This is a genomic window from Aeromonas sp. Y318-1, assembly GCF_027706125.1.
Taxonomy (GTDB): Bacteria; Pseudomonadota; Gammaproteobacteria; order Enterobacterales; family Aeromonadaceae; genus Aeromonas; species Aeromonas hydrophila.
In genome coordinates this window covers 395215-419853 of record NZ_JAPDCM010000003.1, presented here as the reverse complement: position 1 = coordinate 419853, position 24639 = coordinate 395215, and the positions used below count along the sequence as shown (strand labels likewise).

Here is a 24639-nt window from a genome sequence, read left to right as displayed (position 1 = left end):
TCAGGGTGTTAGACTGATTCGATTGAAAAGTAAGAGGTAGAACATGGGAACTTCATTGCAGCGCACTATGGCTCTGATTCCGCAAGGTAGTCTGGAAGGCTATATCCAGGCAGTAAACTCGATTCCGGTGCTGAGCGCAGAGGAAGAGCGTGAACTGGCTGAGCGTTTGCAGCAGGGTGGCGATCTCGAGGCTGCCCGTCAGCTCGTTATGTCGCACCTGCGCTTTGTCGTTCATGTCGCCAAGAGTTATGCCGGCTACGGCCTGCCCCAGGCCGACCTGGTGCAGGAAGGCAACATCGGCCTGATGAAGGCGGTCAAGCGCTTCGACCCGAGTGTCGGTGTGCGCCTGGTCTCCTTTGCTGTGCACTGGATCAAGGCCGAAATTCACGAATACGTTCTGCGCAACTGGCGCATGGTCAAGGTGGCGACCACCAAGGCCCAGCGCAAGCTGTTCTTCAATCTGCGCAAATCCAAGAAACGTCTGGGCTGGCTGAACCACGAAGAGGTGCAGGCCGTGGCTGCCGACCTCGGCGTCTCCGCCGCCGACGTCACCGAGATGGAAGCGCGCATGAGCAACTACGATCAGGCCTTCGATCTGGTCGGTGATGACGAAGAAGAGGGCGGTTTCGCACCGGTCCACTATCTGGAGGACAAATCCTCCGATCTGGCAGCTACCATCGAGAACGACAACTGGGACGATCATGCGACCCGTCGCCTGAGCTCGGCCCTGGCTACCCTGGACGAGCGCAGCCAGCACATCATCCGTGCCCGCTGGCTCGACGATGACAGCAAGACCACCCTGCAGGAGCTGGCCGATACCTATGGCGTCTCCGCCGAGCGGGTCCGTCAGCTTGAGAAAAACGCCCTCAAGAAGCTGAAGGATGCGATGGAAGCATAAGCCTGTGCGCCGAGCGGGTGCGTCAGCTTGAGAAAAACGCCCTCAAGAAGCTGAAAGATGCCATGGAAGCCTGATGCTTCCTCCCATAAAAACAGGGCCTGATGGCCCTGTTTTTGTTTGGCGGGGATCTGGTCGGCCTTGCCTTGGTTACCCTTGTGTATGGTATGTTGCCGCCACTGCCACAGTAGGGAGAGCAGATAGTGAAACTCTTGAACGACTTGTTTACCAACAACCGCGAGTGGGCGGAACGGATCAAGGCCGAGGATCCCGAATTCTTTGCTACCCTCTCCGCCCAGCAGGCCCCCGAATACCTCTGGATCGGCTGCTCCGACAGCCGGGTACCCGCCAACCAGCTGATGGGGCTGCTGCCGGGGGACGTGTTCGTCCACCGCAACGTCGCCAACCTGGTGGTACACACCGACTTCAACTGCCTCTCGGTGCTGCAATACGCGGTCGAGGTACTCAAGGTGAAGCACATCATCGTCTGCGGCCACTACGGCTGCGGCGGCGTCAAGGCGGCGATGCAGAACCAGGAGCTGGGGCTCATCGACAACTGGCTGCGCAACATCAAGGATGTCTACTTCAAGTATCGCGAGCAGCTGGATGCCATCGAGGATGAGCACGAGCGCTTCGACTACCTGTGCGAGCTGAACGTGGCCGAGCAGGTGGCCAACGTCTGTCACACCACCATCATCCAGAACGCCTGGCGCAAGGGGCAGGAGCTGGCGGTGCATGGCTGGATCTACGGCATCAAGGATGGTCTGCTGCACGATCTCGATCTCTGCATCAGCGGGCCCGAGCAGATCCCGGACGTCTATCGCGCCTGGCCGGATATGCGTCCGCCCCACCGCCGTCGCTGAGGAGCATCCCGTTGGCACCGGCCCTCTATCTGCAGATCAAGCAGCACATCCTGGACGGGATCCGCGAACGCCACTATCAGGCGGGTGACCGGATCCCGACCGAGGCTGCCCTGTGCGAGCAGTTCGCCGTGAGCCGGATGACGGTCAACAAGGCGCTGCGCGAACTGGTGGCCGAGGGGTGGCTGGTGCGCACCGCCGGCTCCGGCAGCTTCGTGGCAGACAGGCGTACCGAATCGCCGCTGCTGGCCATTCGCAACATCGCCGACGAGATCGCCGAGCGGGGCAGCCAGTACAGTGGCCGGGTGATCCGGCTGCAACGCCAGGCCGCCGACGAGAAGGTGGCGGTGCAGCTGGGCCTGCGGGTCGGCGCCCCCATCTTCCACAGTCTCATCGTGCATCAGGCCGATGGCGAGCCGCTGCAGCTGGAAGAGCGCTTCGTCGATGCCGAACGACTGCCACAGTACGGTGAGCAGGACTTTGCCAGCCAGACCCCCAACCGTTATCTGATGGAGGTCTGCCCCCTCTCCGAGATGGAGCACGTGGTGGAGGCGGTGCTGCCAAGTGCCGGTGAAGCCGGCTTGTTGCAGGTGCGGGTCGACACCCCTTGCCTGCTGCTGCATCGGCGTACCTGGTCCGACGGTTATCTGGTCTCCTATGCCCGTTTGCTGTCGCCTGGCTCCCGCTACAAGTTGAGCTCCAAGACCAGTCTCAGCTAATTGCATATACAAATTCTTTTTGACCAAGCCCGCCTATGGCGGGCTTTTTTGTGTTTAAGCTCTAATGAACACGCTGTTATCAAGATGTGAACTTGATCCTTTCTTTCCCGTCAGAGATCGGATATAAGATAATGTATATACATTTAGAGGTCGGTATGAACAAGGAACTGTTGAACTGCGAGCGGGTCTGGCTCAACGTGACACCCGCCACCCTGCGCTCCGATCTGGCCGACTACGGTCTGCTGGAGCCCCATGCCCTCGGCGTTCACGAGGGGCGAATCCACGCCCTGGTGCCGATGCAGGATCTCAAGGGCCCCTATCCCGCCCATTGGCAGGACATGAAGGGCAAGCTGGTCACCTCCGGCCTCATCGATTGCCACACCCACCTCATCTTCGCCGGCAGCCGCGCCGAAGAGTTCGAACTGCGCCAGAAGGGGGTGCCCTATGCGGAGATCGCCCGCAAGGGCGGCGGCATCATCAGCACGGTGCGCGCCACTCGCGCCGCCAGTGAGGATCAGCTGTTCGAGCTGGCGCTGCCGAGGGTGAAATCCCTGATCCGGGAAGGGGTCACCACGGTGGAGATCAAGTCCGGTTACGGCCTCACCCTGGAAGACGAGCTCAAGATGCTGCGAGTCGCCCGCCGACTGGGTGAGGCGCTGCCGATCCGGGTCAAGACCACCCTGCTGGCGGCTCATGCGGTGCCGCCGGAGTATCGCGACGATCCCGACTCCTGGGTCGAGACCATCTGTCAGGAGATAATCCCGGCCGCCGCCGAGGCGGGCCTGGCCGATGCGGTGGACGTCTTCTGTGAACACATCGGCTTCTCGCTGGCCCAGACCGAGCAGGTCTATCTGGCGGCGGATCAATACGGTTTGGCGGTGAAAGGGCACATGGATCAGCTCTCCAACCTGGGCGGCAGCACGCTGGCCGCCAACTTCGGCGCCCTCTCGGTGGATCACCTGGAGTACCTGGATCCGGAAGGGATCCAGGCGCTGGCCCATCGCGGCGTGGTAGCCACCCTGCTGCCCACCGCCTTCTACTTCCTCAAGGAGACCAAGCTGCCGCCGGTCGCCGCGCTGCGCAAGGCGGGGGTGCCGATGGCGGTCTCCTCCGACATCAACCCCGGCACGGCCCCCATCGTCTCGCTGCGGATGGCCATGAACATGGCTTGCACCCTGTTCGGCCTGACCCCGGTGGAGGCCATGGCCGGGGTGACCCGCCACGCCGCCCGGGCGCTTGGCGAGCAGGAGCAGCTGGGGCAGCTCAGGGTCGGCATGCTGGCGGACTTTCTGGTCTGGAACTGCGGCCATCCGGCCGAGCTCAGCTACCTCATCGGCGTCGATCAGCTGGTGAGCCGGGTAGTCAACGGCGAGGAGACGCTCCATGGATAAGTTCCACCCGGTCGACATGTCGGTCTGGCAGGGGCGCCAGGATCCGGAAGATGGCGAGCTGGCCCTGCGCTGGCACGACAAGGTACAACCCTGGCCGCAAGCAGGCAGCGCCGCCCCGGGCGTAGCCCTGGTGGGCTTTGCCTGTGACGAGGGGGTGCGCCGCAACAAGGGGCGGGTTGGGGCCGCCGGTGCGCCGCTGGCGGTGCGCAAGCTGCTGGCCAACAGCGCCTGGCATCTGGGTCGACCCGTCTATGACAGCGGTGACGTGAACTGCGAGGATGGCGATCTCGATGCCGCCCATGGCCGGTTGGCCGAACGGGTAGCTAGCCTGCTGGATGAGGGTCATTTCCCGCTGGTGCTGGGGGGCGGTCACGAGGTGGCGTTCGGCAGCTGGAGCGGCCTCAATCGCCATCTCAACGGCAAGGGCAGGGTGGGCATCATCAACTTCGACGCCCACTTCGACCTGCGCATGAAGCTGGAGCAGGCGAGCTCCGGCACCCCCTTCTTCCAGATTGCCGAGCAGTGCGCCGCCCAGGGCACGCCCTTTACCTACGCCTGCCTCGGGGTGGCCGAGACCGCCAATACCCGGGCGCTGTTTGCGCGCGCCGAGGCGCTGGGGGTGTGGCACGTGCTGGACGAGGCGATGACGCCGGCCGAGCTGCCGGCCTTGCTCAGCGGGCTGGATGCCTTCATCGCCCGCTGCGATCACCTCTATCTGACCATCGATCTCGACGTGCTGCCGGCGGCCGTGATGCCGGGAGTGAGCGCCCCCGCCGCCCGCGGCGTGGAGCTGGCGGTCATCGAGCCCCTGATCGCCCATATCCGGGCCAGCGGCAAGCTCAGGCTCGCCGATCTGGCCGAGTACAACCCGAGTCTGGATCAGGACAACCGCAGTGCCCGCGTGGCCGCCCGGCTGGTCCATCAGTTAACCAAGTAGCGGCCTGCCACCGGCCGGCCGCCACCCTGCTGCATCGATAAACAAGGAGTGTATATGTCCCAGCAACACCAGGATCCCCGTCATGATCCCAATCGCGTGATCCGCGCCCCGCGCGGCACCACGCTGACCGCCAAGAGCTGGCTCACCGAAGCGCCGCTGCGGATGTTGATGAACAACCTGGATCCCGAGGTGGCCGAGCATCCCCAGTCGCTGGTGGTGTATGGCGGTATCGGCCGTGCCGCCCGCAACTGGGCCTGCTTCGACAAGATCGTCGAGGTGCTGACCCGGCTCGAGGAGGATCAGACTCTGCTGGTGCAATCCGGCAAGCCGGTCGGGGTGTTCCAGACCCACAAGGACGCGCCCCGAGTGCTGATCGCCAACTCCAACCTGGTGCCGCACTGGGCCAACTGGGAGCACTTCAACGAGCTCGATAAAAAGGGCCTGATGATGTACGGCCAGATGACTGCCGGCTCCTGGATCTACATAGGTACCCAGGGGATCGTGCAGGGCACCTACGAAACCTTCTTCGCGGTGGCCAACCAGCACTTCAACGGCGAGCCCAAGGGGCGCTGGATCCTGACCGGCGGGCTCGGCGGCATGGGGGGCGCCCAGCCGCTGGCCGCCACCATGGCCGGCTTCTCGATGATCGCGGTGGAGTGCGACGAGACCCGCATCGATTTTCGTCTGCGTACTCGCTACGTCGACAAGAAGGCCCACAGCCTGGATGAGGCGCTGGCCATGATCGAAGAGGCCAAGCAGAGCGGCAGCGCCGTCTCCGTCGGCCTGCTCGGCAACGCCGCCGACGTGTTCGCCGAGCTGGTGGCCCGCCGGATCACCCCGGACGTGGTGACCGATCAGACCTCGGCCCACGACCCGGTGCACGGCTACCTGCCGCAGGGCTGGAGCGTGGCTCAGTGGCGCGCGCTGCAAAAATCCGCGCCCCAGGAGGTGAACGTCGCCGCCCGCCACTCCATGGCCCGTCAGGTGGAAGCCATGCTGACCCTGCAAAGCCGCGGTGCCGCCACGCTGGATTACGGCAACAACATCCGCCAGATGGCGCTGGAGGAGGGGGTGAAAAACGCCTTCGACTTCCCCGGCTTCGTCCCGGCCTACATTCGCCCGCTGTTCTGCGAGGGCATTGGCCCGTTCCGCTGGGTGGCGCTCTCCGGCGATCCGGAAGATATCTACAAGACTGACCAGAAGGTGAAGGAGTTGATCCCCGATGATCCTCACCTGCACAACTGGCTCGACATGGCTCGCGAGCGCATCGCCTTCCAGGGCCTGCCGGCGCGGATCTGCTGGGTCGGGGTCAAGGATCGGGTACGCCTCGGCCTGGCCTTCAACGAGATGGTCAAGAATGGCGAGCTGAAAGCCCCCATCGTCATCGGCCGCGATCACCTGGATTCCGGCTCGGTGGCGAGCCCGAACCGCGAGACCGAGTCGATGATGGATGGCTCCGATGCCGTCTCCGACTGGCCGCTGCTCAACGCCCTGCTCAACACGGCCGGCGGCGCGACCTGGGTCTCCCTGCACCACGGTGGCGGGGTCGGCATGGGCTTCTCCCAGCACTCGGGCGTGGTGATCGTCTGTGACGGCTCCGATGACGCCGCCAAGCGGGTCGGTCGGGTGCTGCGCAACGACCCGGCCACCGGGGTGATGCGTCACGCCGACGCCGGCTACGAGATTGCCATCAACTGCGCCCACGAGGCGAAACTGGATCTGCCGATGATTGACGGCGCCAACGGTGTCAAAGGAAAGGTGTAACACCATGTTTGAATTGACTATTACCCCGGGCGAGCTGGATCTTGCCACCCTGCGCCGCGTCAGCCGCGAGCTGGTACACGTTTCACTGGATCCCGCCGCTCTGGCGGGGATCCACGCCTCCGCCGCCGTGGTCACCAAGGTGATCGAGCAAAACCGGGTGGTGTACGGCATCAACACCGGCTTTGGCCTGTTGGCCAACACCCGCATTCCGGTGGAGCAGCTGGACGAGCTGCAGCGCTCCATCGTGCTGTCCCACGCAGCAGGGATTGGCGAGTACATGGATGACGCCACCGTGCGGCTGATGATGGTGCTCAAGCTCAACTCGCTGGCGCGCGGCTTCTCCGGCATCCGGCTGGTGGTGCTGGAGGCCCTGATGCGGCTGATCAACGCCGAAGTCTACCCGGTGGTGCCGAAGAAGGGCTCCGTCGGCGCCTCCGGCGATCTGGCGCCGCTGGCCCACATGAGCTGTCTGCTGATCGGGGAGGGCAAGGCCCGCCACGCTGGCGAGCTGATCGATGCCGCCACGGCCCTGAAGATTGCCGGGCTGGAGCCCATCGCGCTGGCACCGAAAGAGGGGCTGGCCCTGCTCAACGGCACCCAGGCGAGCACCGCCTTTGCGTTGGAAGGCTTGTTCCACGCCGAGGATCTCTACGCCGGTGCCATCACCATCGGCGCCATGAGCGTGGAGGCCGCCCTTGGCAGCCGCCGCCCGTTCGATGCCCGCATTCACGCGGTGCGCGGTCAGCGTGGCCAGATCGACGCAGCCGCCTGCTACCGTCACCTGCTGGTGGATGGCAGCGAGATCGGCATGTCTCATCACAACTGCGAGAAGGTGCAGGATCCCTACTCCCTGCGCTGCCAGCCGCAGGTGATGGGCGCCTGCCTGACCCAGATCCGCCAGGCGGCCGAGGTGCTGGTGTGCGAGGCCAACGCGGTCTCCGACAACCCGCTGGTGTTTGCCGAGGATGAAGACATCCTCTCCGGCGGCAACTTCCACGCAGAACCCGTGGCCTTCGCCGCCGACAACCTGGCGCTGGCCATCGCCGAGATAGGGTCGCTGTCCGAGCGGCGCATGGCGCTGCTGATCGACTCGCGGATGTCCGGTTTGCCGGCCTTCCTGGTCAACAACGGCGGCGTCAACTCCGGTTTCATGATCGCCCAGGTCACCTCGGCGGCGCTCGCCTCCGAGAACAAGACCCTGGCACATCCGGCCTCGGTGGACAGCCTGCCGACGTCTGCCAACCAGGAGGATCACGTCTCCATGGCCACCTTCGCCGGCCGTCGACTGGCTGACATGGCCGAGAACACCCGCGGCATTCTGGCGGTGGAACTGCTGGCGGCAGCGCAAGGGCTGGATTTTCGTGCCCCCCTGCGCAGCACCGAGCTCATCGAGCTGGCCAAGGGCCGGCTGCGGGAAGAGGTCAGCTTCTACGACAAGGACAGGTACTTTGCGCCGGACATCGAGGCGGCCGCCGCCCTGCTGGGCCGCGCCAGCTACAACGACCTGCTCCCGGCCGGCGTGCTGCCGAGCCTGTAAGCCCTGCTCACCCTTCTCCCCTGGCGGGAGAAGGGTAGGGGATGAGGGGGAAGCCGCTTCTCTGGCGTCCGTGAGATCCCGGAGCAGATAACAAAAGACCGCCCATCGGGCGGTCTTTTTGTTGCTGCGGTTGGTGCGCGGTTATTCGTGCTCGAACATCAGGAACAGGTACACCACGAACAGCACCAGGTGAGTGGCCCCGTGCAGCACATTGGTGCGGCCGCTGCTGAAGGTCACCTTGCACACCATGAGGGTGGTGAACAGCAGCACCATGTCGGCGGCGGAGAGGCCCAGGCGCACCTCCTGTCCCAGCATGGCGCCGATGAACAGCACCGCAGGCACGGTGAGGGCGATGGTGGCCAGCACCGAGCCGAAGTAGAGGTTCATGGCCCGCTGCAGCTGATTGTTGAAGGCCGCCTTGATGGCGCCGACCGCTTCGGGGGCCAGCACGATACAGGCGACGATGAAGCCACCCAGCGCCGGCGGCGCCGCCAGCACCTTGACCCCGTGGTTGATGGGAATGGCGAGGGTCTTGGCCAGCAGGATCACCACCACCAGATAGGCGAGCAGCAACAGGGTGTGGTAGACGTTGCTCTGCAGCGGCCCGTGGTGCTCTTCGTAATCCTCATGGTCGCTGTCGACAAAGAAGTGGCTGTGGCTGCGGGTCTGGATCAGCAGGAAGACGCCATAGAGCAGCACCGAGATGATGATGAGCATCCAGGACATGGCGCTCGACATGCTGCCGATGTTGCCCCCTTCGGTGAAGTTGGGCAGCACCAGGCAGAGCAGCGCCAGCGGAATGATGGCCACCAGATAGGATTTGACCCCGTCCAGATTGAAGCTCTGGGTGTGGTAGCGCCAGCCGCCGAACAGCAGGGTGAAGCCCACCAGGCCGTTGGTCACCAGCATCACCACGGCAAACATGGTGTCGCGGGCCATCACCGGATTGGGTTCGCCGGTCAGCATGACCGAGGAGATCATCACCACTTCCAGCGAGATGACCGACAGGGTGAGGATCAGGGTGCCAAAAGGCTCGCCAAGCTTGATGGCAAGGGCATCCGAGTGGCGCACCACCGAGAAGATGGCCCAGGTGACGATGGCAAGCAGCACCGCCGAGACAGGAAGATAAATCCCGAGCGGAGTGGCCTCTGTCAGCAGGTCGCTGCCGAGCGTCTTGAAAAAGAGCAGGGTGAGCAGGCCAACGGGCAGGGCAATCTCTTGCCGGATAAATGACTTCATAGGCAATGGTTCTCATCATCAGGGCGGCGTGAGCCGACGGGTAAGGAACAGGGTGGCGGCGCCACACGAGGTGGCGTGCCTGTTCATGATAAGGGGAGTTGTCCGCTCAAGGGAAAATCATTTTGTTGCAAAATATGAGCGGTCGGCCTCGGCAGTGTGTATCAGCGCTCACCCGTGTGGTTCTGATACCAGGCCAGCAGCCAGATCTTCAACTTGGTCAGCGCCATGGGCGGGGCATAGACATAGCCCTGGATCAGGTGCACGCCGTGCTGCTGCAGATAGTCGACCTGCTCCTGGCGCTCGACCCCTTCGGCGATCATCTCCATGCCCGACTCGCGGCCGAAGGCGATGGTGGCATCCAGCACGCTGCGCTTGAGGTCGTCGGTGCCTATGGTGTCGACGAACATCTTGTCGATCTTGATCTGGCGGATGCCGAGCCGTTGCAGGTAGGCGAAGCCGCCGTAACCGGTGCCGAAGTCATCCAGCTTGAAGTGGTAGCCCTGCTGTTGCAGGGCGGTGATCTCGATGACGGCAGTCTTGATGTCGGTGATGGGCTTGCGTTCGGTCAGCTCGAAGGTGAGCTGGGCGGGAGAGGGCCAGCCGTGCTGCAACAGCAGGTTGCGCAAATGCGGGTGCTCGAGGTGGGCGGCCACTATGTTGACGCTGACCCATTGGCCGGGGGCGAGCCTGGGCAGATCCGCGATGACCCTTTCCAGCAGCTGGCTGGTCATCGGCAGGATCAGCTGCTGCTCCTCTGCATAGTCGATGAAGGCGCCGGGCGGGATCAGGCCGCCGCCACGCTGCCAGCGCAGCAGCGCCTCGAAGCCGACCACCTGCTGGCTGCGGCTGTCGACCACGGGTTGATAGAAGGGCACGAACTCGCGCCGTGCCAGCCCGGCCTGCAGCAACCCCTTGAGCGAGCGCCGATAGTTGCGTAGCCCCCAGTAGGCGGCGACCAGCAGGGTGCCCACGGCGGCGCCGAGCCAGAGCCCATCGTGGCGGGCCTGCTGCTGGGCGTAGTGTTCGAGCGCCCGGCCTGCCCACAGGGTCTGCCTGATCTCCTGATTGGGGTCGAAAAAGCTCAGGCTCTGGCTGCCCTCCTCCTGCTTGATGCTGCTGTCACCGCGGGGAAAGATCGGGCTTGATGCCCCTGGCTGTTGCTGGCCGAACTCCAGATAGAAGCAGTTGGAGCAAGGGGTCTGCAACAAGGCATGGCTCCAGCTGTTGTTCATTACCCAGTAGACGATGTTGCCACCGGTGCGGTAGTAGGCGACCAGCTCCTGCTCGGTGTGGAAGCGGGCCTGGGTGGCAGCGATCCCGAACTGCTCCTGATTGGTGTAGGGCGGCAGTTCGGCCGGGGTGAAGGGCAGATCCAGTCCCAGACTGGAACAGCCACCACCGTTGGCGAGCAGGATCCCCTGGATGCGGATGTGGCTGTTGTAGTAACGGGGGTCCCGCAGCAGGGTCATGTCTTGACGTCCGCAATCAAACTGGAAGCGGGTCAGCTGATGGCGGATGTTGTTGTCCAGCAGACGGTGGCGTTCCGCCAACGCGGTCTCGACCTCCATCTTCTTCTCTTGCAGCAACTGATGGGCCAGCGGGCCGCCGAGCAGCTGACTGATGGGCAGGCTGGCCAGCAGGGGCAGGCAGAACAGCAGCAGGCTGAGCCAGAGGGGGGAGATGGGTCGCAAGGTGCACCTGCCTGATGTGGGGATGGGATGCATATGGGTGGCATCATCATAGTGCATTAGCTGAATCGATTTGAGCGGAACCGATCACACTTGTGGCGTGAATTTATAATGTGCTGATAAATAATGGTTTTATAAAGTGAGTTGCTGAAGATTCAATCGCTGACCTGTCATAAATGACAATTGTCCAGCTTATCTGAAGTGGCTAGAGTAGCCGTGCGGTTTGACTCACCGTGTGTTCAATACTCCTGTATCTGTTTTTTTGTCAGTAGCACAGAGTGTTAGTTTTGATATGAGTGTTTCTTTTGGTCCCCTTTGTGGGACCATTTTTCTGCCCGTCGTTCAGCCAGTGCACTGAGTTTCCTCCTGTTTCTTCCCGTCATCCGTCATTTTTTGGCCGTCACCCCGCCCGGGGCTTGGTGTTCTCGTACCGGTTTGGGTATGCTCGCCCGCTTAATTCCAGAAGCGGGATCTTCGTCCATAGGCGCGCTTCGAGGTTGGCTGATACGATGAAGCCACATGGATGTTGTCGGGCATACGGAAAGGTACATGAAACTGACCACTCAGCTTGTCTCGTTTATCACCCTGTGCGTCATTGCGGCCATGGCCATGGTGCTGCTTGGCGGGGTGTTCAGCTTTCGTGAGCTGGGCATGGAGATGCAACAGAAGAAGGTCAACTCGCTGGTCGAGATCATCGACAAGCAGCTGGAGGTGGCCGACGATCATCAGGATCTGACCCGCTGGCTGCCGACCCTGCTGCGCTCGGCCCACGTGGTGGAGCTGGAGATCCGCCAGGACAAGCAGCGGATCTACTGGTTTCGCGACGTACAGCAGCCGACCGACGAGAGCCTGCTGATCCCCTATCACCAGCCCATGCCCCATCAGCCGGGCATGCAGGCAGACTTCAAGCTGGAGCGGCCGTTCAAGGAGTTCGAGTACTCCATCAAGGCGATGTCCGGCATCTCCCTTGGCGTTTTCATCGTGGTGTTCGGCCTCTGGTACTCCATCCGCTGGCTGCGGTTGCAGTTGCGGGGGGCCGAGCTGCTGGCCGAGCGCGCCCAGCTGATCCTCGACAACAAGCTCACCAAGCTGGCCCATGATCCGGCCGACGAGTGGCCGCAGCCGGCCAGTCAGGCCCTCGACTATCTGCTGGCCGAGCTGGCGGATGCCCGCAAGGAGCGCAGCCGCTTCGACAACTTCATCCGCAGCAACGCCTTCGTCGACAAGATGACCGGCATCGGCAACCGGCTGTTTTTCGACAACCGGCTGGAGAGCGCCATCATGGAGGCGAGCGTGATGAGCGGCGGCGTGCTGCTGATCGAGCTGGCCGGCCTGGAGGAGCTGGATCCCGAGCTGAACGGCCGCCAGAGCCAGGATCTGCTGATGGAGGCGAGTGCCTCCATCGCCGCCTTCGTGCGCAAGCACAACGGCGCCCTGCAGGCCCGCTATGCCGGCCAGGTGTTTGCCGTGCTGCTGCCCAACATGTCGGAAAGCGAGATGGTGGATGGCGCCGGCCAGTTGCACAAGAGCCTGCAGCGACTGCACTGGCCCGAGGCGGTCAATCCAGACACTGCCGTCTATCTCGGCGCCGTCTGTTATCAGGCCGAGGATTCCCTGCTCAAGGTGCAGGAGGAGGCGGAGCTGGCGCTCAAGAGCGCGCGGCTGCAGGGTCACACCGGCTGGTTCCTCTACGAAAAGCAGTTGGACGAGGAGCAGAGCAGCAAGGGCACGGTACGCTGGCGTACCCTGATCGGCCGGCGCATCGAGGAGCATGGCATCGATTTTTATGTGCAGCCGGTGCAGCAGGAGCGGGATCAGGTGGTGTTGCAGCAGGATCTGCTGATCCGGATCCACGACGAGCAGGGGCGAGAGCTGCAGGCCGGCGTCTTCATGCCAATGGCGGAGAAGGCAGGGCTGCTGCTGCCGCTGGATCGGCTGGTGGCGGAGCAGACCCTCGGTCTGCTCCGCCAGCGCTCCGAACAGAGCTGCCCCATCAGCCTGACCCTCTGCGCCCAGAGCCTGCTGCACCGGGAGTTCCAGCGCTGGCTGTTCTTCGACCTGTTCCAGCTGCCGCGCAGCACCAACGAGCGCTTGATCCTGCAACTCTCCGAGGCTCAGGTCACCCGCCACTACGAGGCGCTCAAGCGGCCGCTGCGGGCACTGCGCATGCTGGGCTGCCAGCTGGCCATCGATCACGCCGGCCAGGATGTGGTGAGCACCCAGTACATCAAGGAGTTCGAGATCAACTTCCTCAAGCTGCACCCCAGCCTGGTGCGCGAGATCCATACCCGCCAGGTCAACCAGATGGCGGTGCGCAGCTTGGTGGGAGGCTGTGCCAACACCCGCACCCGGGTCATCGCTGTGGGGGTGGAGAGCGGTGACGAGTGGAAGATGCTGCGCCACCTCGGGGTGCACGCCGGGCAGGGCCCCTGGTTCGCCGAGCCGGAACGGCTGGTGCTGGAGCCGGCCGGCGCCTGATGGATGCAAGAGAGGGTCGCCTGGGCGACCCTCTCTTTTTTGTGGCTCAGCGCCGGTATTGCGCCCGGCACGCTGTCACAGACGCCCCTGCTCCCTCAGCCCCGCCAGCCCCTGCATGCCACCGGTGTGGATGAAGACGATCTTGCTGCCGCGCGGGATGTGGCCTGCCGCCAGCTCGCGAAACAGCCCCCACATCGCCTTGCCGCTGTAGATGGGCTCCAGCGGCAGGCCCGTCTCGGCGCTGAAGGCCTGTACCCACTGCCAGAGTGCCGGACTGAATTTGGCATAGCCGCCGTCGTGGTGATCCAGTGCGATCCGCCAGCCGGGCGTGTCGGCGGCAGCGGGATGGAGGCGGCGCACCTCGTCGGCGATGAAGCTGCCCCCCTTGAGTACCGCGATGGCGAGGATCTGCTGCGGTGCCTGTTTGCCGGCGATGAGCCCGGCCAGGGTGCCGCCGCTGGCGCAGGGTAGCACCCAGAGATCCGGCGAGAAGGGCACTTCATCGACCAGCTCGGCCACCCCGGGAATGGCCAGCGGGCTGCTGCCCCCTTCCGGCACTATCAGGGTCTCTTCATCCTCGAATTGGGCCAGCCAGGCGGGATCCTGCCGCCGCCGGTAGCTTTGGCGGTCAACAAAAACGAGATCCATGCCCCAGCCTTTTGCCGCGCTCAGAGTGCAGTTGCTGACGGCTTCCGGCTCCCCGCGTATGATGCCGGTAGTGCGCAGGCCAGATTGGCACCCCGCTGCCGCCAGGGCATGGATGTGATTGGAGTAGGCGCCGCCAAACGAGAGCAGATGGCGTTTGCCCTGCTCTCTGGCATGCAGCAGGTGGTACTTGAGTTTGCGCCACTTGTTGCCCGAGATGGCGGGGTGGATCAGATCGTCCCGCTTGCACCAGAGCTGGACTCCATGGGCGCTCAGCAGCGGATGCGAGACAGCTTGCAGCGGCGAGGGCAACAGGGCGGGCGGCAGGGGCGGTAGCGCCATCGGGGGCGAGTGGGGTGACAATGAGTAATCGGTCATTTATCTGGAGGCTAATGCTCTGTTTATGCTAAGGTTTAATCCGTTTTGGGCAGCCAGGTGCGGGTTTCAATGAAACAACTTTTCAGACGTTCGACCCCCAGCCGTCAGGTAGGACTCCTGCTGGCCAGCGATCGGATCATGCTGGCTTCGCTCGGCAACCCACCCATCTTCGCCACCCGCGCCATCAATGGCCCGCAAGAGTGGTCCCAGGCCATGGCCGAGCTGTTCAGCCGCCACGGCCTCGCCAAGTCTAAGGTGCGAGTCGCCCTCGCGGCCAGCCTTTATCAACAGGTCCAGATCGACAAGCCCGCCGTCCCCGATGCCGAAATGGCCGGAGCCCTGCCCTGGGCGATCAAGGATTACGTCAGTGAATCCGTGCTGCAGCTCGCCATGGATTATGTGGATCTGCCCACCCCGCCGGCGGGCCGGCCGCGCATCAATGTGATCTGTGTGCCCAAGGCGCGGGTGCAGCAGCTGGCGGATGCGGTCAACGGCATCGCCAGCCTGGACGCCATCGTCAGCGACGAGCTGGCGATGACCGCGCTCTACGAGCCGGATCAGACGGTGCGCATGCTGCTGTGGCAGCCGAAGGGGCAGGATCTGCAGCTGCTGGTGTTCCATCAGGGCGGGCTCTGCTTCTCCCGCCAGCTGCGCGGTTTCGGCGCCCTCACCGGCGAGCATGAGCCTGACGCCATGCTGCTCGATTCGCTGGCGCTGGAGATCCAGCGTTCCCTCGATTACCTGGTGGGCCAGCTCAAACTGCCGGAACTCGGCCAGATGCAGCTCGCCATCGCCTCGCCCTTCATCGGTACCCTGGTGCGCCACATGGAGCAGACCTTCGGCTTTGCCGTCTCCGCCATGGCCAACAAGGCGATCCTGTCCGGCGTGGAATATCTCTCGGCTTATGCCGCCGCCCTGGGAGGTGAGCAATGAGCGCGCTTGCCATGTCGACTGCCAAGGCCAGCAAGTCCGAATTACTGTCTGGCATCGAATATCTCTCGGCCTATGAAACTGTCCTGGGGGAGGATGCCTGATGAAACGCCAGATCAACCTCTACGGCGCCGAGTTTCGGCCCAGACGGCAGTGGGCCAGCCTCAACCAGATGGCGCTGGTATGGGGCGGCAGCGTGCTGTTGCTGCTGTGCGCCGCCGGCGTCATCGCCTGGCAGCAACACGCTGTCGAGCGCGAGCTGGTGCAGGTGCGGGCGGCGCTTGAGATCAAGCGCGGCGAGGCGCAGCGGCTGGATGCCGAGCTGGCCCGCCATCAGGCCGATGGCCTGCTGCAACAACAGCTTGCTACCAAGCAGGAGGAGCTGACCGCCAAGCAGGGCCTGATGCGGCAGCTGGGCAGCCTGGCGCTGCAAAAATCCCAGGGTTATGCCGGGCTGATGGCCGATCTGTCCCGTATCCGCGATCCGCAGCTCTCCTTGCAACGGATCGAGATCGCCGACGGCTACGTCAACCTGTCCGGCTTCGCCGGGCGCAGCCAGGATGTGCCGGCCTGGGTCAATCGTTTCAAGCAGACCCCGTCGCTGGCGGGCAAGCAGTTTGGTGAGCTGACGTTAAGCCGTGACAAGGAGGGCCGGCTGGCCTTCCAGCTCAGCGGTATCGAGCGGGAGAAGCCCTGATGAGCCTGAAAGAGCAGTGGCAGGCCTGGGCCGACAAGATCGCCGCCCTCAGCCAGCGCGAGCGAGTACTGATCCTGCTGACCGGGGTGGTCGTGGTTGGCGCCGTTGCCATTTATGGCTGGCTGGATGGGGCCGCAGTGCGGCTGGAGCAGGAGCGGCTGGCGCTGAGCACTGCCCAGCGGGATCTGGAGATCATGGATCTCGAAAACCAGGGCAAGCAGGCCAAACTGGCGCGGGATCCGGATCTGCACGTGCGTACCCAGCTGGCACAGCTGGATGGCGAATTGGGCAAGCTGGACGCCGAACTGAAGGCCCAGACGGTGGATCTGATCCAAGCCCACGAGATGCCGGCCGTGCTGGAGGCCCTGCTGTCGCGCTCCGCCAATCTGCACATGGTGGCACTCACTTCGCTGACGCCGGAGCCGCTGATGGCGGGCGAGCAGCGCATCAACCTGTTCAAGCACGGCATCCGGCTCAAGCTGGAGGGCGGCTATTTCGATGTGTATCAGTATCTCAAGGCGCTGGAGGGGCTGCCGCGCCACTTCTACTGGAAGCAGTTTGACTACCAGGTGCAGGAGTATCCCAAGGCAGTAGTGGAGATGGAGATCTACACCCTCAGCACCAGCAAGGAGTTTATCCGTGGCTAGATGGTTCCCCCTGTGGGCGTGTCTGTTCAGTCTGCTGGCCCAGGCGCAGCCCGAGCTGTTGCAGGACCCCACCGCGCCTTTGAGCGGCGCGACCAGCGGCGCCAGTGCAACCGGCCAGCGCGAGGCCGGTCTGCCCAGGCTGCAGAGCATCATGCTGGGCAATGGCCCGGCACTGGCGGTGCTCAACGGCAGCAGTTATCGGGTCGGCCAGCAGGTCGACGGTTATCGCGTGGTGGCCATAGGTGCAGATGCCGTGGTGCTGGAGAAGGGGGGCAAGCGCCAGTCGCTGACCCTGTTTGCCAGCAAGGTCCGGATCTGAACGCGCTCCACCCGGGATGGGCGGAGCCAGGTTTGTCGAGTTCAATTGCAAGTCAGGGTGCACTTATTACATGAAAAAACATCATCTCTGCCTGATCTCCGCCGCCGTGTTGATGGCAGGCTGTACCAGCTACCGGCACCCCGAACCCGTGCAGGCCAAGGACGCACTCAGGCATGCCATGACCGAACAGAACAAGGGCGGGGCGCTGACCAGCGTACCCAAGTCGGTACAGAGCGAACTGCTGCAGCTCAATCGTCCGCCCCAGGCCATCAGCATGCCGGAAGCGCGGCTGCGCATCGCCGCCCACGACGTGGATGCGGTGGAGTTTTTCGGCTCCCTGTTCAAGGGCTCCCGCTACAGCGTGGCGGTGCACCCCGGGGTGGCGGGCCAGATCTCGGTCGAGCTCAAGGATGTGACCCTGACCGAAGTGCTGGCCGTGGTGGGCGACATGTACGGCTTCGACGTGCAGCGCAAGGGCAACGTGTTCCACGTCTATCCGGCCGGTCTGCGCACCGAGACCATTCCGGTCAACTACCTGATGATGTCCCGGCGCGGCCTCTCCCGCACCTCGGTCAGCACCGGCGGGGTGACGGCCAACGACAACAATGGCAACAGCAACAGCTTTGACAATGCCAACGGCAGTAACAACAGCACCAGCAACAGCAACCGCTCCTCCAACGGCAGCTCGAACAGCGACAGCAACGGCACCCGCATCGAGACCGACACCAACAGCGACTACTGGACCGATCTGCGCGACACCCTGCAGACCCTGATCGGCAGCGGCGACGGCCGCGCCGTCATCACCAGCCCACAGGCGGGCCTGGTGACCATTCGGGCCTATCCGAAGGAGCTCAAGGCGGTGCGCGAGTTCCTCAATCAGTCAGAGAGCCACTTGAAGCGCCAGGTGGTGCTGGAGGCGCGGATCCTGGAAGTGGCCCTCAACGAGGGTTACGAGCAGGGGGTAGACTGGAGTGGTCTCTCCGCCAGCTGGGATGGCAACAAGGGCATTACCGGCGGTGGTTCGGCAGCGCCATCCCAACTGCCCACCACCCCCAACCAGATCTTCAGCGCGTTGGGCGGCGGGGCCGGCTTCAAGATTTCCGACGGCAACTTCAACGTGGCGGTCAACCTGCTCAAGACCCAGGGGGACGTGAATACCCTCTCCAGCCCGCGGGTGACGGCGACCAACAACCAGAAGGCGGTGATCAAGGTGGGGACCGACGAGTATTTCGTCACCAACGCCTCCACCACCATCACCACCAACTCGTCCGGGGTGTCCGACAAGACCCCCAATGTGGAGCTGACCCCCTTCTTCTCCGGCATCGCGCTGGACGTGACGCCGCAGATCGACGAAGAGGGCAAGGTGCTGCTGCATATCCACCCCTCCGTCATCGACACCGAAGAGCAGAACAAGGTGATCGACATGGGTACCACAGGTGGCAAGCTTGAGCTGCCGCTGGCCAAGAGCTCGATCCGCGAATCCGATACCGTGGTGCAGGCCAACAACGGCGACATCATCGTCATCGGCGGCCTGATGAAGACCGACAAGCAGGAGATCGTCAGCAAGGTGCCGCTGCTGGGGGACATTCCCTGGGTCGGCGAGGCTTTCACCAACCGCCGGGAAAGCACCAAGAAGGTGGAGCTGGTGATCCTGCTCAAGCCGACCGTGGTGGAGAAGGACACCTGGCAGAACGAACTGCAGCGCTCCTCCGAGCTGCTCGACAAATGGTATCCGCCCAAGGGCTGAGTCATGATCCTGGACCGGTTTGATCACTTGCCGGGGGGCATCACGGGCTCCCGGGCAGAGAGGGCAGGGGATTGCCCATGTACCTGAACCACTTCGGTTTGCAGGAGGCGCCCTTCGGCCTCACCCCCAACACCGGTTTCTATTACGGGCTGCCCCCGCACGAGGAGGCGCTGCAGGTGCTCAACTGGGCGCTGGCGCAGGGGGAGGGCTTCATCAAGGTGACCGGCGAGGTCGGCACCGGCAAGACCCTGCTCTGCCGCAAGCTGCTGAGCGAGCTGGGCTCTGAGGAGCGGCCGGTGCGTCTGGCCTGGCTGCCCAACCCCCATCTCAACCCGGCCGAGCTGCGTATCGCCCTGGCGCTGGAGCTGGGACTGGCGGTGCGGGATCAGAGCGAGCTGGACCTGACCGATCGCATCCATCGCCACCTGATCGCCTTGCATCAGCAGGGGAGCCGGGTGGTGGTGCTGATCGACGAGGCGCAGGCACTGCCGGACGAGACGCTGGAGGCAATCCGGCTGTTTGGCAACCTGGAGACCGAATCGAGCAAGCTGCTGCAGATCGTGCTGTTCGGCCAGCCAGAGCTGGACGCCAGGCTGGCCAAGCCCCATCTGCGCCAGCTGCGCCAGCGGATCGGCTTCTCCTACTGCCTGCGGCCGCTGCGTTTCGATGAAACCCGGGCCTACCTGGAGCACAGATTGCAGATTTCCGGTTATCGCGGGGCCCCGCTGTTTGGCGGCCGGGCGCTGCGCCAGTTGTGGCGCGCCTCGCGCGGCATTCCGCGACTCATCAACATACTGGCGCAGAAGTGCCTGATGCTGGCCTATGGCCAGGGGGCGCGCCAGATCGACAGCCGGCTGGTGCGGTTGGCTGTGCGCGACACCGACGATGCCCGCCGCTTGGTGCCGCGACGCTGGTGGCCTCTCGTGCTGCTGCTGGGTTGCGCCCTCGCCTATGGAGTCTGGCAATGAGCGTGATCAATCAGATGCTCAAGGATCTGGAACAGCGCCAGCAGGGGAGCGAGGGTGCCGTCTATGTGCCACCCGTGCGCCAGCAGGGCTGGTGGATGCTGCTGACCCTGATCTGCGGGCTGGCTCTCGGCATTCTGGGTTGGCGTACCTGGATCTACTGGCAGCAGAACCAGCGGGTTGTCGAGGCCCGCCAGCTGCAGGCGGCCGGTGAGCCCAAACCGGACGCCATCGCCCGCGCGGTTCCCGCAGCGGTGCCGGCCAGTGCAGAACAAGAGCCGGTGGATCAGGTGGTGGCGCTGCCAACCCCGCGCCACCTTGCCGCCCCGCCTGCCGCCGAGCCGCAGCAGGCGCAAGAGAGCGCAGCCGATGACGCAGATGTGGCCGCCATCGATGAGGAGGGGCCGAGCGACGAGGAGCTGCAACCTGACCTCTATGCCGAGCTCGCGGCGGAGCAGGAGGCCCCCGCGGCCGCGCCGCGCAAGCCCGGTGTGCTCAAGATAGAGACGGTCAACCTCTCCGAGGCCGAACTGGCCACCCTGGCCGAGCGCAAGGCCACCACCGCCATGGCCAAGGGGCAGCTGCGCGATGCCCAGGACAACTACTATCAGGTGCTGGCCCACGACCCGCGCAATCAGGGGGCGCGCGAACAGCTGGCGGGCCTGCTCTACGGCGAGGGGCGGCTGAGCGAGGCGAGCCAGTTGCTGGAAGAGGGGCTCAGATTCGATCCCGAACAGGCCGATTTCCGGCTGCTGCTGGCGCGGCTCGCCATCAGCGGCGGCGATCAGCTCAAGGCGCTCGGCTGGCTGACCGGCCATCGACCGGATCTGGCCAGCAATCTGGATTATTACGCCACCTGGGCCGGGCTCAGTCAGGAGCTGGGTCAGCATGCCGAGGCGGCGGATCTCTACGTGAAATTGTTGCGCCAGCAGCCGGATCAGGGTCGCTGGTGGCTCGGACTCGGCGTGGCCGAAGATGGTCAGGGCCACAGCCAGCGGGCGCTGGATGCCTATCGCAATGCCCAGTTGCACGGCAATCTGGGCGAGGCGTCGACCAGCTGGCTCGAACAGCGGATTGCCCAGCTCGCCCCCTGACGGGCGGCCGGGATCACTTTTTTGGAGTTTGCATGGCACAACCCAGACTGAAAATGCGCCTCGGCGACCTGCTGGTACAAGAGCAGATCATCTCGGATGATCAGCTGCAGCTCGCCCTGCAGCAGCAGCGTCAGACCGGCCGCAAGCTGGGCACCACCCTGATCGATCTCGGCTTCATCAGCGAGGTGCAACTGCTGCAGTTCCTCGCCCGCCAGCTGGATGTGCCCTTCTTCGATCTCAACAACCTCACCATAGATGCGTCGGCGGTGCCGCTGCTGCCGGAAGTGCAGGCGCGCCGCTATCGCGCACTGGCGGTCAACCTCACCGACAACAAGGTGACGGTGGCCATGTCGGATCCGGCCGACTTGAGCGCCCTCGATGCCATTGCGGCGCTGCTGCGCCCGCGGGAGATGGGGCTGGCGGTGGCGCGGGAAGGCCAGCTGCTGGAGTATTTCGACCGCCTCTATCGTCGCACCCGCGAAATAGAGAGCTTCGCCGAACAGCTGCACGAGGAGTATCAGGACGCTGGCTTCGAGCTGGGCTCCAGCAATCTGGGGGCGGGTGACGAGGGGGAGGCGACGGTGGCCAAGCTGCTGCGCTCCCTGTTCGAGGATGCGGTGCAGGTGGGGGCCTCCGATATTCACATCGAGCCGGACGAGAAGGTGCTGCGCATTCGCCAGCGCATAGACGGCATCTTGCACGAGAATATCCTGAGCGAGGTGCGTATCGCCCAGGCGCTGGTACTGCGCCTCAAGCTGGTGGCCGGCCTCGACATCTCCGAGAAGCGGCTGCCGCAGGATGGCCGCTTCAACATGAAGGTGCGCGGCCGCGACGTGGATGTGCGGATGTCGACCATGCCGGTGCAGTACGGCGAATCCGTGGTGATGCGGTTGCTGGACCAATCCTCCGGCATCCTGTCGCTGACCGAGACCGGTATGCCGCCGGAGATCCTGACCCGCTTCCGGCGTCAGCTCAAGCGACCCCACGGCATGATCCTGGTGACAGGGCCGACCGGCAGCGGCAAGACTACCACCCTCTATGGCGCCCTCTCCGAGCTCAACCAGGCCAGCCAGAAGATCATCACGGTGGAAGATCCGGTGGAATACCGGCTGCCCAGGGTCAACCAGGTACAGGTCAATCCCAAGATCGGGCTCACCTTCTCCCACGTGCTGCGCTCCACTTTGCGTCAGGACCCGGACATCCTGCTGGTGGGCGAGATGCGGGACAACGAAACGGTGGAGATCGGCCTGCGCGGTGCCATCACCGGTCACCTGGTGCTGACCACGCTGCACACCAACGATGCGGTCACCAGCGCCCTGCGCCTCATCGACATGGGGGCTCCCGGCTATCTGGTGGCGAGCGCGCTGCGGGCGGTGGTGGCCCAGCGGCTGGTGCGGCGGGTGTGCGAGCACTGCGTCGAGGAGAAGGCGCCGGATGAAGGCCAGGCCACCTGGCTGACCGTGCTCTCCGGCGAAGCGCCTGGCCAGCACGTCTATCACAAGGGGCGCGGCTGCCAGAGCTGCAACTTCACCGGTTACGCCGGCCGGATCGGGGTGTACGAGCTGCTGGAGCTGGATCAGCCCATGATGGACTCCCTGCGCCGCAACGACGCCGAAGGGTTTGCCAAGGCGGCCCGCCAGCACCCGCACTACCGGCCGCTGGCGCTGACCGCACTCGATTACGCTCGCCAGGGGATCACCTCGGTGGACGAGGTGCTGCGGCTGGCGGAGGACCTGGGGTAAGTGATGACCAACTTCATCGGCAATGAACACGGCCGGCTGGCGCGAGGCACTCCATGAGCAGCTTCGCCTACAAGGGGCGCGACAGCCAGGGCAATGCCGTCAGCGGCGTGGTAGAAGCAGCCACCGAGATGGCGGCGGCCGAGCAGCTGATGCGCCGCGGTGTGATGCCGACCGAGCTGAAACCCGGCAAGGCGAAGGCGGCCGCCCTCGACTGGTCCCTCTTGCTGGAGCGGGGCGTACGGCTGGACGAACTGGTGGTGTTCAGCCGCCAGATGTATGCCCTGACCCGGGCCGGCATCCCCATCCTGCGCGCCATCGCTGGGCTGGAGGAGAGTGCCCACAGCAAGCCGCTCAAGCGGGCGCTGCACGCGCTGGGAGAGGATCTGGGCAACGGCCGGCCGCTGTCGAGCTCGATGCAGGCCCATCCCAGGGTGTTCAGCAGCCTGTTCGTGGCCATCATCCACGTGGGGGAGAACACGGGTCAGCTGGAAGAGGCGTTCTTGCAGCTTGCCAACTATTTCGAGCTGGAGCTGGAAACCCGCAAGCGGATCAAGACCGCCATGCGTTACCCCAGCTTCGTGCTGATTGCCATCGGCATCGCCATGGTGATCCTCAACATCATGGTGATCCCGGTCTTTGCCGGCATGTTCGCCAAATTTGGCGTCGAGCTGCCGCTGGCGACCCGGATCCTGCTCGCCACCTCCCACTTCTTCGTGCACTACTGGTGGGTAATGCTCGGCGTGTTGCTGGCCATGGTGTTCGGCTGGCGGCGCTGGGTGAGCACGGTCAAGGGCAAGCTGACCTGGCACAGATGGCAGCTCAAGTTGCCGATCGTCGGCACCATCATAGAGCGCTCCCTGCTGGCCCGCTTCGCCCGCAGCTTCTCCATGATGCTCAAGGCCGGGGTGCCGCTCAACACGGCGCTGAGCCTGGTGGCCGATGCGGTGGACAACGCCTGGATGGCGGGCCGGATCCGCGACATGCGGGCCGGCATCGAGCGGGGCGAGAGCCTGCTGCGTACCGCCGGCAGTAGCGGTCTGTTCACCCCGCTGGTGATGCAGATGATCGCGGTGGGGGAAGAGACCGGCCAGGTCGATGATCTGTTGCACGAGGCAGCAGAGTATTACGAGCGGGAGGTGGACTATGACCTCAAGAGCCTCACCGCCCGGATCGAGCCGATCCTGATCGGGATCGTGGCGGTCATGGTATTGATCCTGGCGCTGGGTATCTTCACGCCGATGTGGGACATGATGCGGGCCGTGCGCGGCAAGTAACCGGTATCTCTACGGTCAATGAGGCGGGGCATGATGGGGGCCGTGCGTGGCAAGTAACCGGTATCTTTACCGTCACTGAGGCGGGGCATGATGTGGGCCGTGCGCGGCAAGTAACCGGTATCTCTACGGTCACTGAGGCGGGACATGATGTGGGCCGTGCGCGGCAAATAACCGGTCAACGAGGCGGGCGGTATGGGTAAGCGGCAGAGCGTGGAGCGAGATGGGTGAGTCGACAGTCACAACAGGATGATCACTGGCTGGGGAGCTATCGGCGGCTGGCCGTGGGGATCCTGTTGCTGATCATGGTGGCGACCCTGGCCCGGAGCTATCTTGTCCACCGGGAGGAGGCGCTGGCCGTCAGCCTGACCCTGCTGGGGGAACAATTTGCCGAGCGCGCACAAAGGTTGCATGGGCTCTGGCTCGATCAGCGGCGTCCCGCCGTGCTGCATGTCGATGGGATGGCCTGGCAGTTTGATGAGCGGGGCTGGCCACTGGGTGCCGGTACAGTGATGACGCCGTCGGAAAACTGCCGTTGGCTGTGGGAGCAACTCATCGGTACGGCAGCGTCGACCCAGCCGCCGGTGCAGGCCTTGGCGAGCCTGGATGGCGAAGGGTGCGAGTTCGGCTGGGAGAATAATTGGCTGATTTATCAATTTTCTGACGGCAGAGTGCGCCAAAAGCCCTGAATGAGGC

21 protein-coding genes are annotated in these 24639 nt (G+C 64.2%); 18 read left to right on the top strand and 3 right to left on the bottom strand.

Features of this window, described 5'->3' with window-relative positions; translation table 11 throughout:
- Positions 1-43: 43 nt before the first annotated feature.
- The 7 genes from rpoH to hutH all read left to right on the top strand — a co-directional run bounded on the left by rpoH (position 44) and on the right by hutH (position 8103).
- Positions 44-898 (top strand): RNA polymerase sigma factor RpoH, encoded by an 855-nt coding sequence (rpoH, locus tag OKB87_RS06795; RefSeq protein ID WP_016349143.1) that lies wholly within the window; start codon positions 44-46, stop codon positions 896-898.
- 200 nt (positions 899-1098) lie between these two features.
- On the top strand, positions 1099-1758 hold the full coding sequence (can, locus tag OKB87_RS06790) for a carbonate dehydratase (RefSeq protein ID WP_005308055.1): 660 nt from the start codon (positions 1099-1101) through the stop codon (positions 1756-1758).
- An 11-nt stretch (positions 1759-1769) separates the two neighbouring features.
- Positions 1770-2474 (top strand): histidine utilization repressor, encoded by a 705-nt coding sequence (hutC, locus tag OKB87_RS06785; RefSeq protein ID WP_029304402.1) that lies wholly within the window; start codon positions 1770-1772, stop codon positions 2472-2474.
- A 155-nt stretch (positions 2475-2629) separates the two neighbouring features.
- Positions 2630-3865, top strand: a complete 1236-nt coding sequence (gene hutI, locus OKB87_RS06780) for an imidazolonepropionase (protein ID WP_270826917.1) — start codon at positions 2630-2632, stop codon at positions 3863-3865.
- Positions 3858-4802, top strand: a complete 945-nt coding sequence (gene hutG / locus OKB87_RS06775) for a formimidoylglutamase (protein WP_270826916.1) — start codon at positions 3858-3860, stop codon at positions 4800-4802. Before hutI ends, hutG begins: the two co-directional genes overlap by 8 nt.
- Positions 4803-4856: 54 nt before the next feature.
- Positions 4857-6566, top strand: coding sequence for a urocanate hydratase (gene hutU, locus OKB87_RS06770; protein ID WP_270826914.1), 1710 nt, complete (start codon positions 4857-4859; stop codon positions 6564-6566).
- Between the two features lie 4 nt (positions 6567-6570).
- Complete coding sequence (hutH, locus tag OKB87_RS06765) at positions 6571-8103, top strand: histidine ammonia-lyase (protein WP_270826913.1); 1533 nt, start codon at positions 6571-6573, stop codon at positions 8101-8103.
- 141 nt (positions 8104-8244) lie between these two features.
- On the opposite strand, the gene OKB87_RS06760 is transcribed toward hutH, so the two are convergent.
- Both OKB87_RS06760 and OKB87_RS06755 read right to left on the bottom strand, forming a co-directional pair.
- Positions 8245-9342 (bottom strand): calcium:proton antiporter, encoded by a 1098-nt coding sequence (locus OKB87_RS06760; protein ID WP_270826911.1) that lies wholly within the window; start codon positions 9340-9342, stop codon positions 8245-8247.
- Positions 9343-9503: 161 nt separating this feature from the next.
- Positions 9504-11033 (bottom strand): EAL domain-containing protein, encoded by a 1530-nt coding sequence (locus OKB87_RS06755; RefSeq protein WP_270826908.1) that lies wholly within the window; start codon positions 11031-11033, stop codon positions 9504-9506.
- A gap of 546 nt (positions 11034-11579) precedes the next feature.
- Between OKB87_RS06755 and OKB87_RS06750 the strand changes: the two genes are divergently transcribed.
- Positions 11580-13508 carry an RNase E specificity factor CsrD gene (locus OKB87_RS06750; RefSeq protein ID WP_039212856.1) on the top strand — a complete coding sequence of 643 codons (1929 nt, stop codon included), beginning with the start codon at positions 11580-11582 and terminating at the stop codon, positions 13506-13508.
- Positions 13509-13583: 75 nt separating this feature from the next.
- Here OKB87_RS06750 and OKB87_RS06745 read toward each other — a convergent pair whose 3' ends face one another.
- Positions 13584-14531, bottom strand: a complete 948-nt coding sequence (locus OKB87_RS06745; protein ID WP_077095795.1) for a 1-aminocyclopropane-1-carboxylate deaminase/D-cysteine desulfhydrase — start codon at positions 14529-14531, stop codon at positions 13584-13586.
- A gap of 69 nt (positions 14532-14600) precedes the next feature.
- Here OKB87_RS06745 and mshI point away from each other — a divergent pair, with 69 nt between their 5' ends.
- From mshI to OKB87_RS06695, 10 genes are all read left to right on the top strand, one after another.
- Complete coding sequence (gene mshI / locus OKB87_RS06740) at positions 14601-15464, top strand: MSHA fimbrial biogenesis protein MshI (protein ID WP_017408803.1); 864 nt, start codon at positions 14601-14603, stop codon at positions 15462-15464.
- Positions 15465-15564: 100 nt separating this feature from the next.
- Entirely contained in the window at positions 15565-16158 is a 594-nt protein-coding gene (mshI1, locus tag OKB87_RS06735; protein WP_045790842.1) for an MSHA fimbrial biogenesis protein MshI1, read from the top strand.
- The gene (gene mshJ, locus OKB87_RS06730; protein ID WP_011704364.1) at positions 16158-16805 is read left to right on the top strand and encodes an MSHA fimbrial biogenesis protein MshJ; all 648 of its coding nucleotides are present in this window, start codon (positions 16158-16160) and stop codon (positions 16803-16805) included. Before mshI1 ends, mshJ begins: the two co-directional genes overlap by 1 nt.
- The gene (gene mshK / locus OKB87_RS06725) at positions 16798-17124 is read left to right on the top strand and encodes an MSHA fimbrial biogenesis protein MshK (RefSeq protein WP_016349155.1); all 327 of its coding nucleotides are present in this window, start codon (positions 16798-16800) and stop codon (positions 17122-17124) included. The genes mshJ and mshK overlap by 8 nt, the downstream gene beginning before the upstream one ends.
- A 70-nt stretch (positions 17125-17194) precedes the next feature.
- Complete coding sequence (gene mshL, locus OKB87_RS06720; RefSeq protein WP_270826905.1) at positions 17195-18871, top strand: pilus (MSHA type) biogenesis protein MshL; 1677 nt, start codon at positions 17195-17197, stop codon at positions 18869-18871.
- 77 nt (positions 18872-18948) lie between these two features.
- Positions 18949-19839, top strand: coding sequence for an MSHA fimbrial biogenesis protein MshM (mshM, locus tag OKB87_RS06715; protein ID WP_101616907.1), 891 nt, complete (start codon positions 18949-18951; stop codon positions 19837-19839).
- On the top strand, positions 19836-20930 hold the full coding sequence (mshN, locus tag OKB87_RS06710; RefSeq protein WP_270826904.1) for an MSHA fimbrial biogenesis protein MshN: 1095 nt from the start codon (positions 19836-19838) through the stop codon (positions 20928-20930). Before mshM ends, mshN begins: the two co-directional genes overlap by 4 nt.
- A 32-nt stretch (positions 20931-20962) precedes the next feature.
- Positions 20963-22672 carry an MSHA fimbrial ATPase MshE gene (mshE, locus tag OKB87_RS06705; RefSeq protein ID WP_011704368.1) on the top strand — a complete coding sequence of 570 codons (1710 nt, stop codon included), beginning with the start codon at positions 20963-20965 and terminating at the stop codon, positions 22670-22672.
- A gap of 53 nt (positions 22673-22725) precedes the next feature.
- Entirely contained in the window at positions 22726-23946 is a 1221-nt protein-coding gene (mshG, locus tag OKB87_RS06700; RefSeq protein ID WP_039212863.1) for an MSHA fimbrial biogenesis protein MshG, read from the top strand.
- Between the two features lie 224 nt (positions 23947-24170).
- Positions 24171-24632 (top strand): hypothetical protein, encoded by a 462-nt coding sequence (locus OKB87_RS06695; RefSeq protein WP_270826903.1) that lies wholly within the window; start codon positions 24171-24173, stop codon positions 24630-24632.
- The last annotated feature ends 7 nt before the right edge of the window (positions 24633-24639 follow it).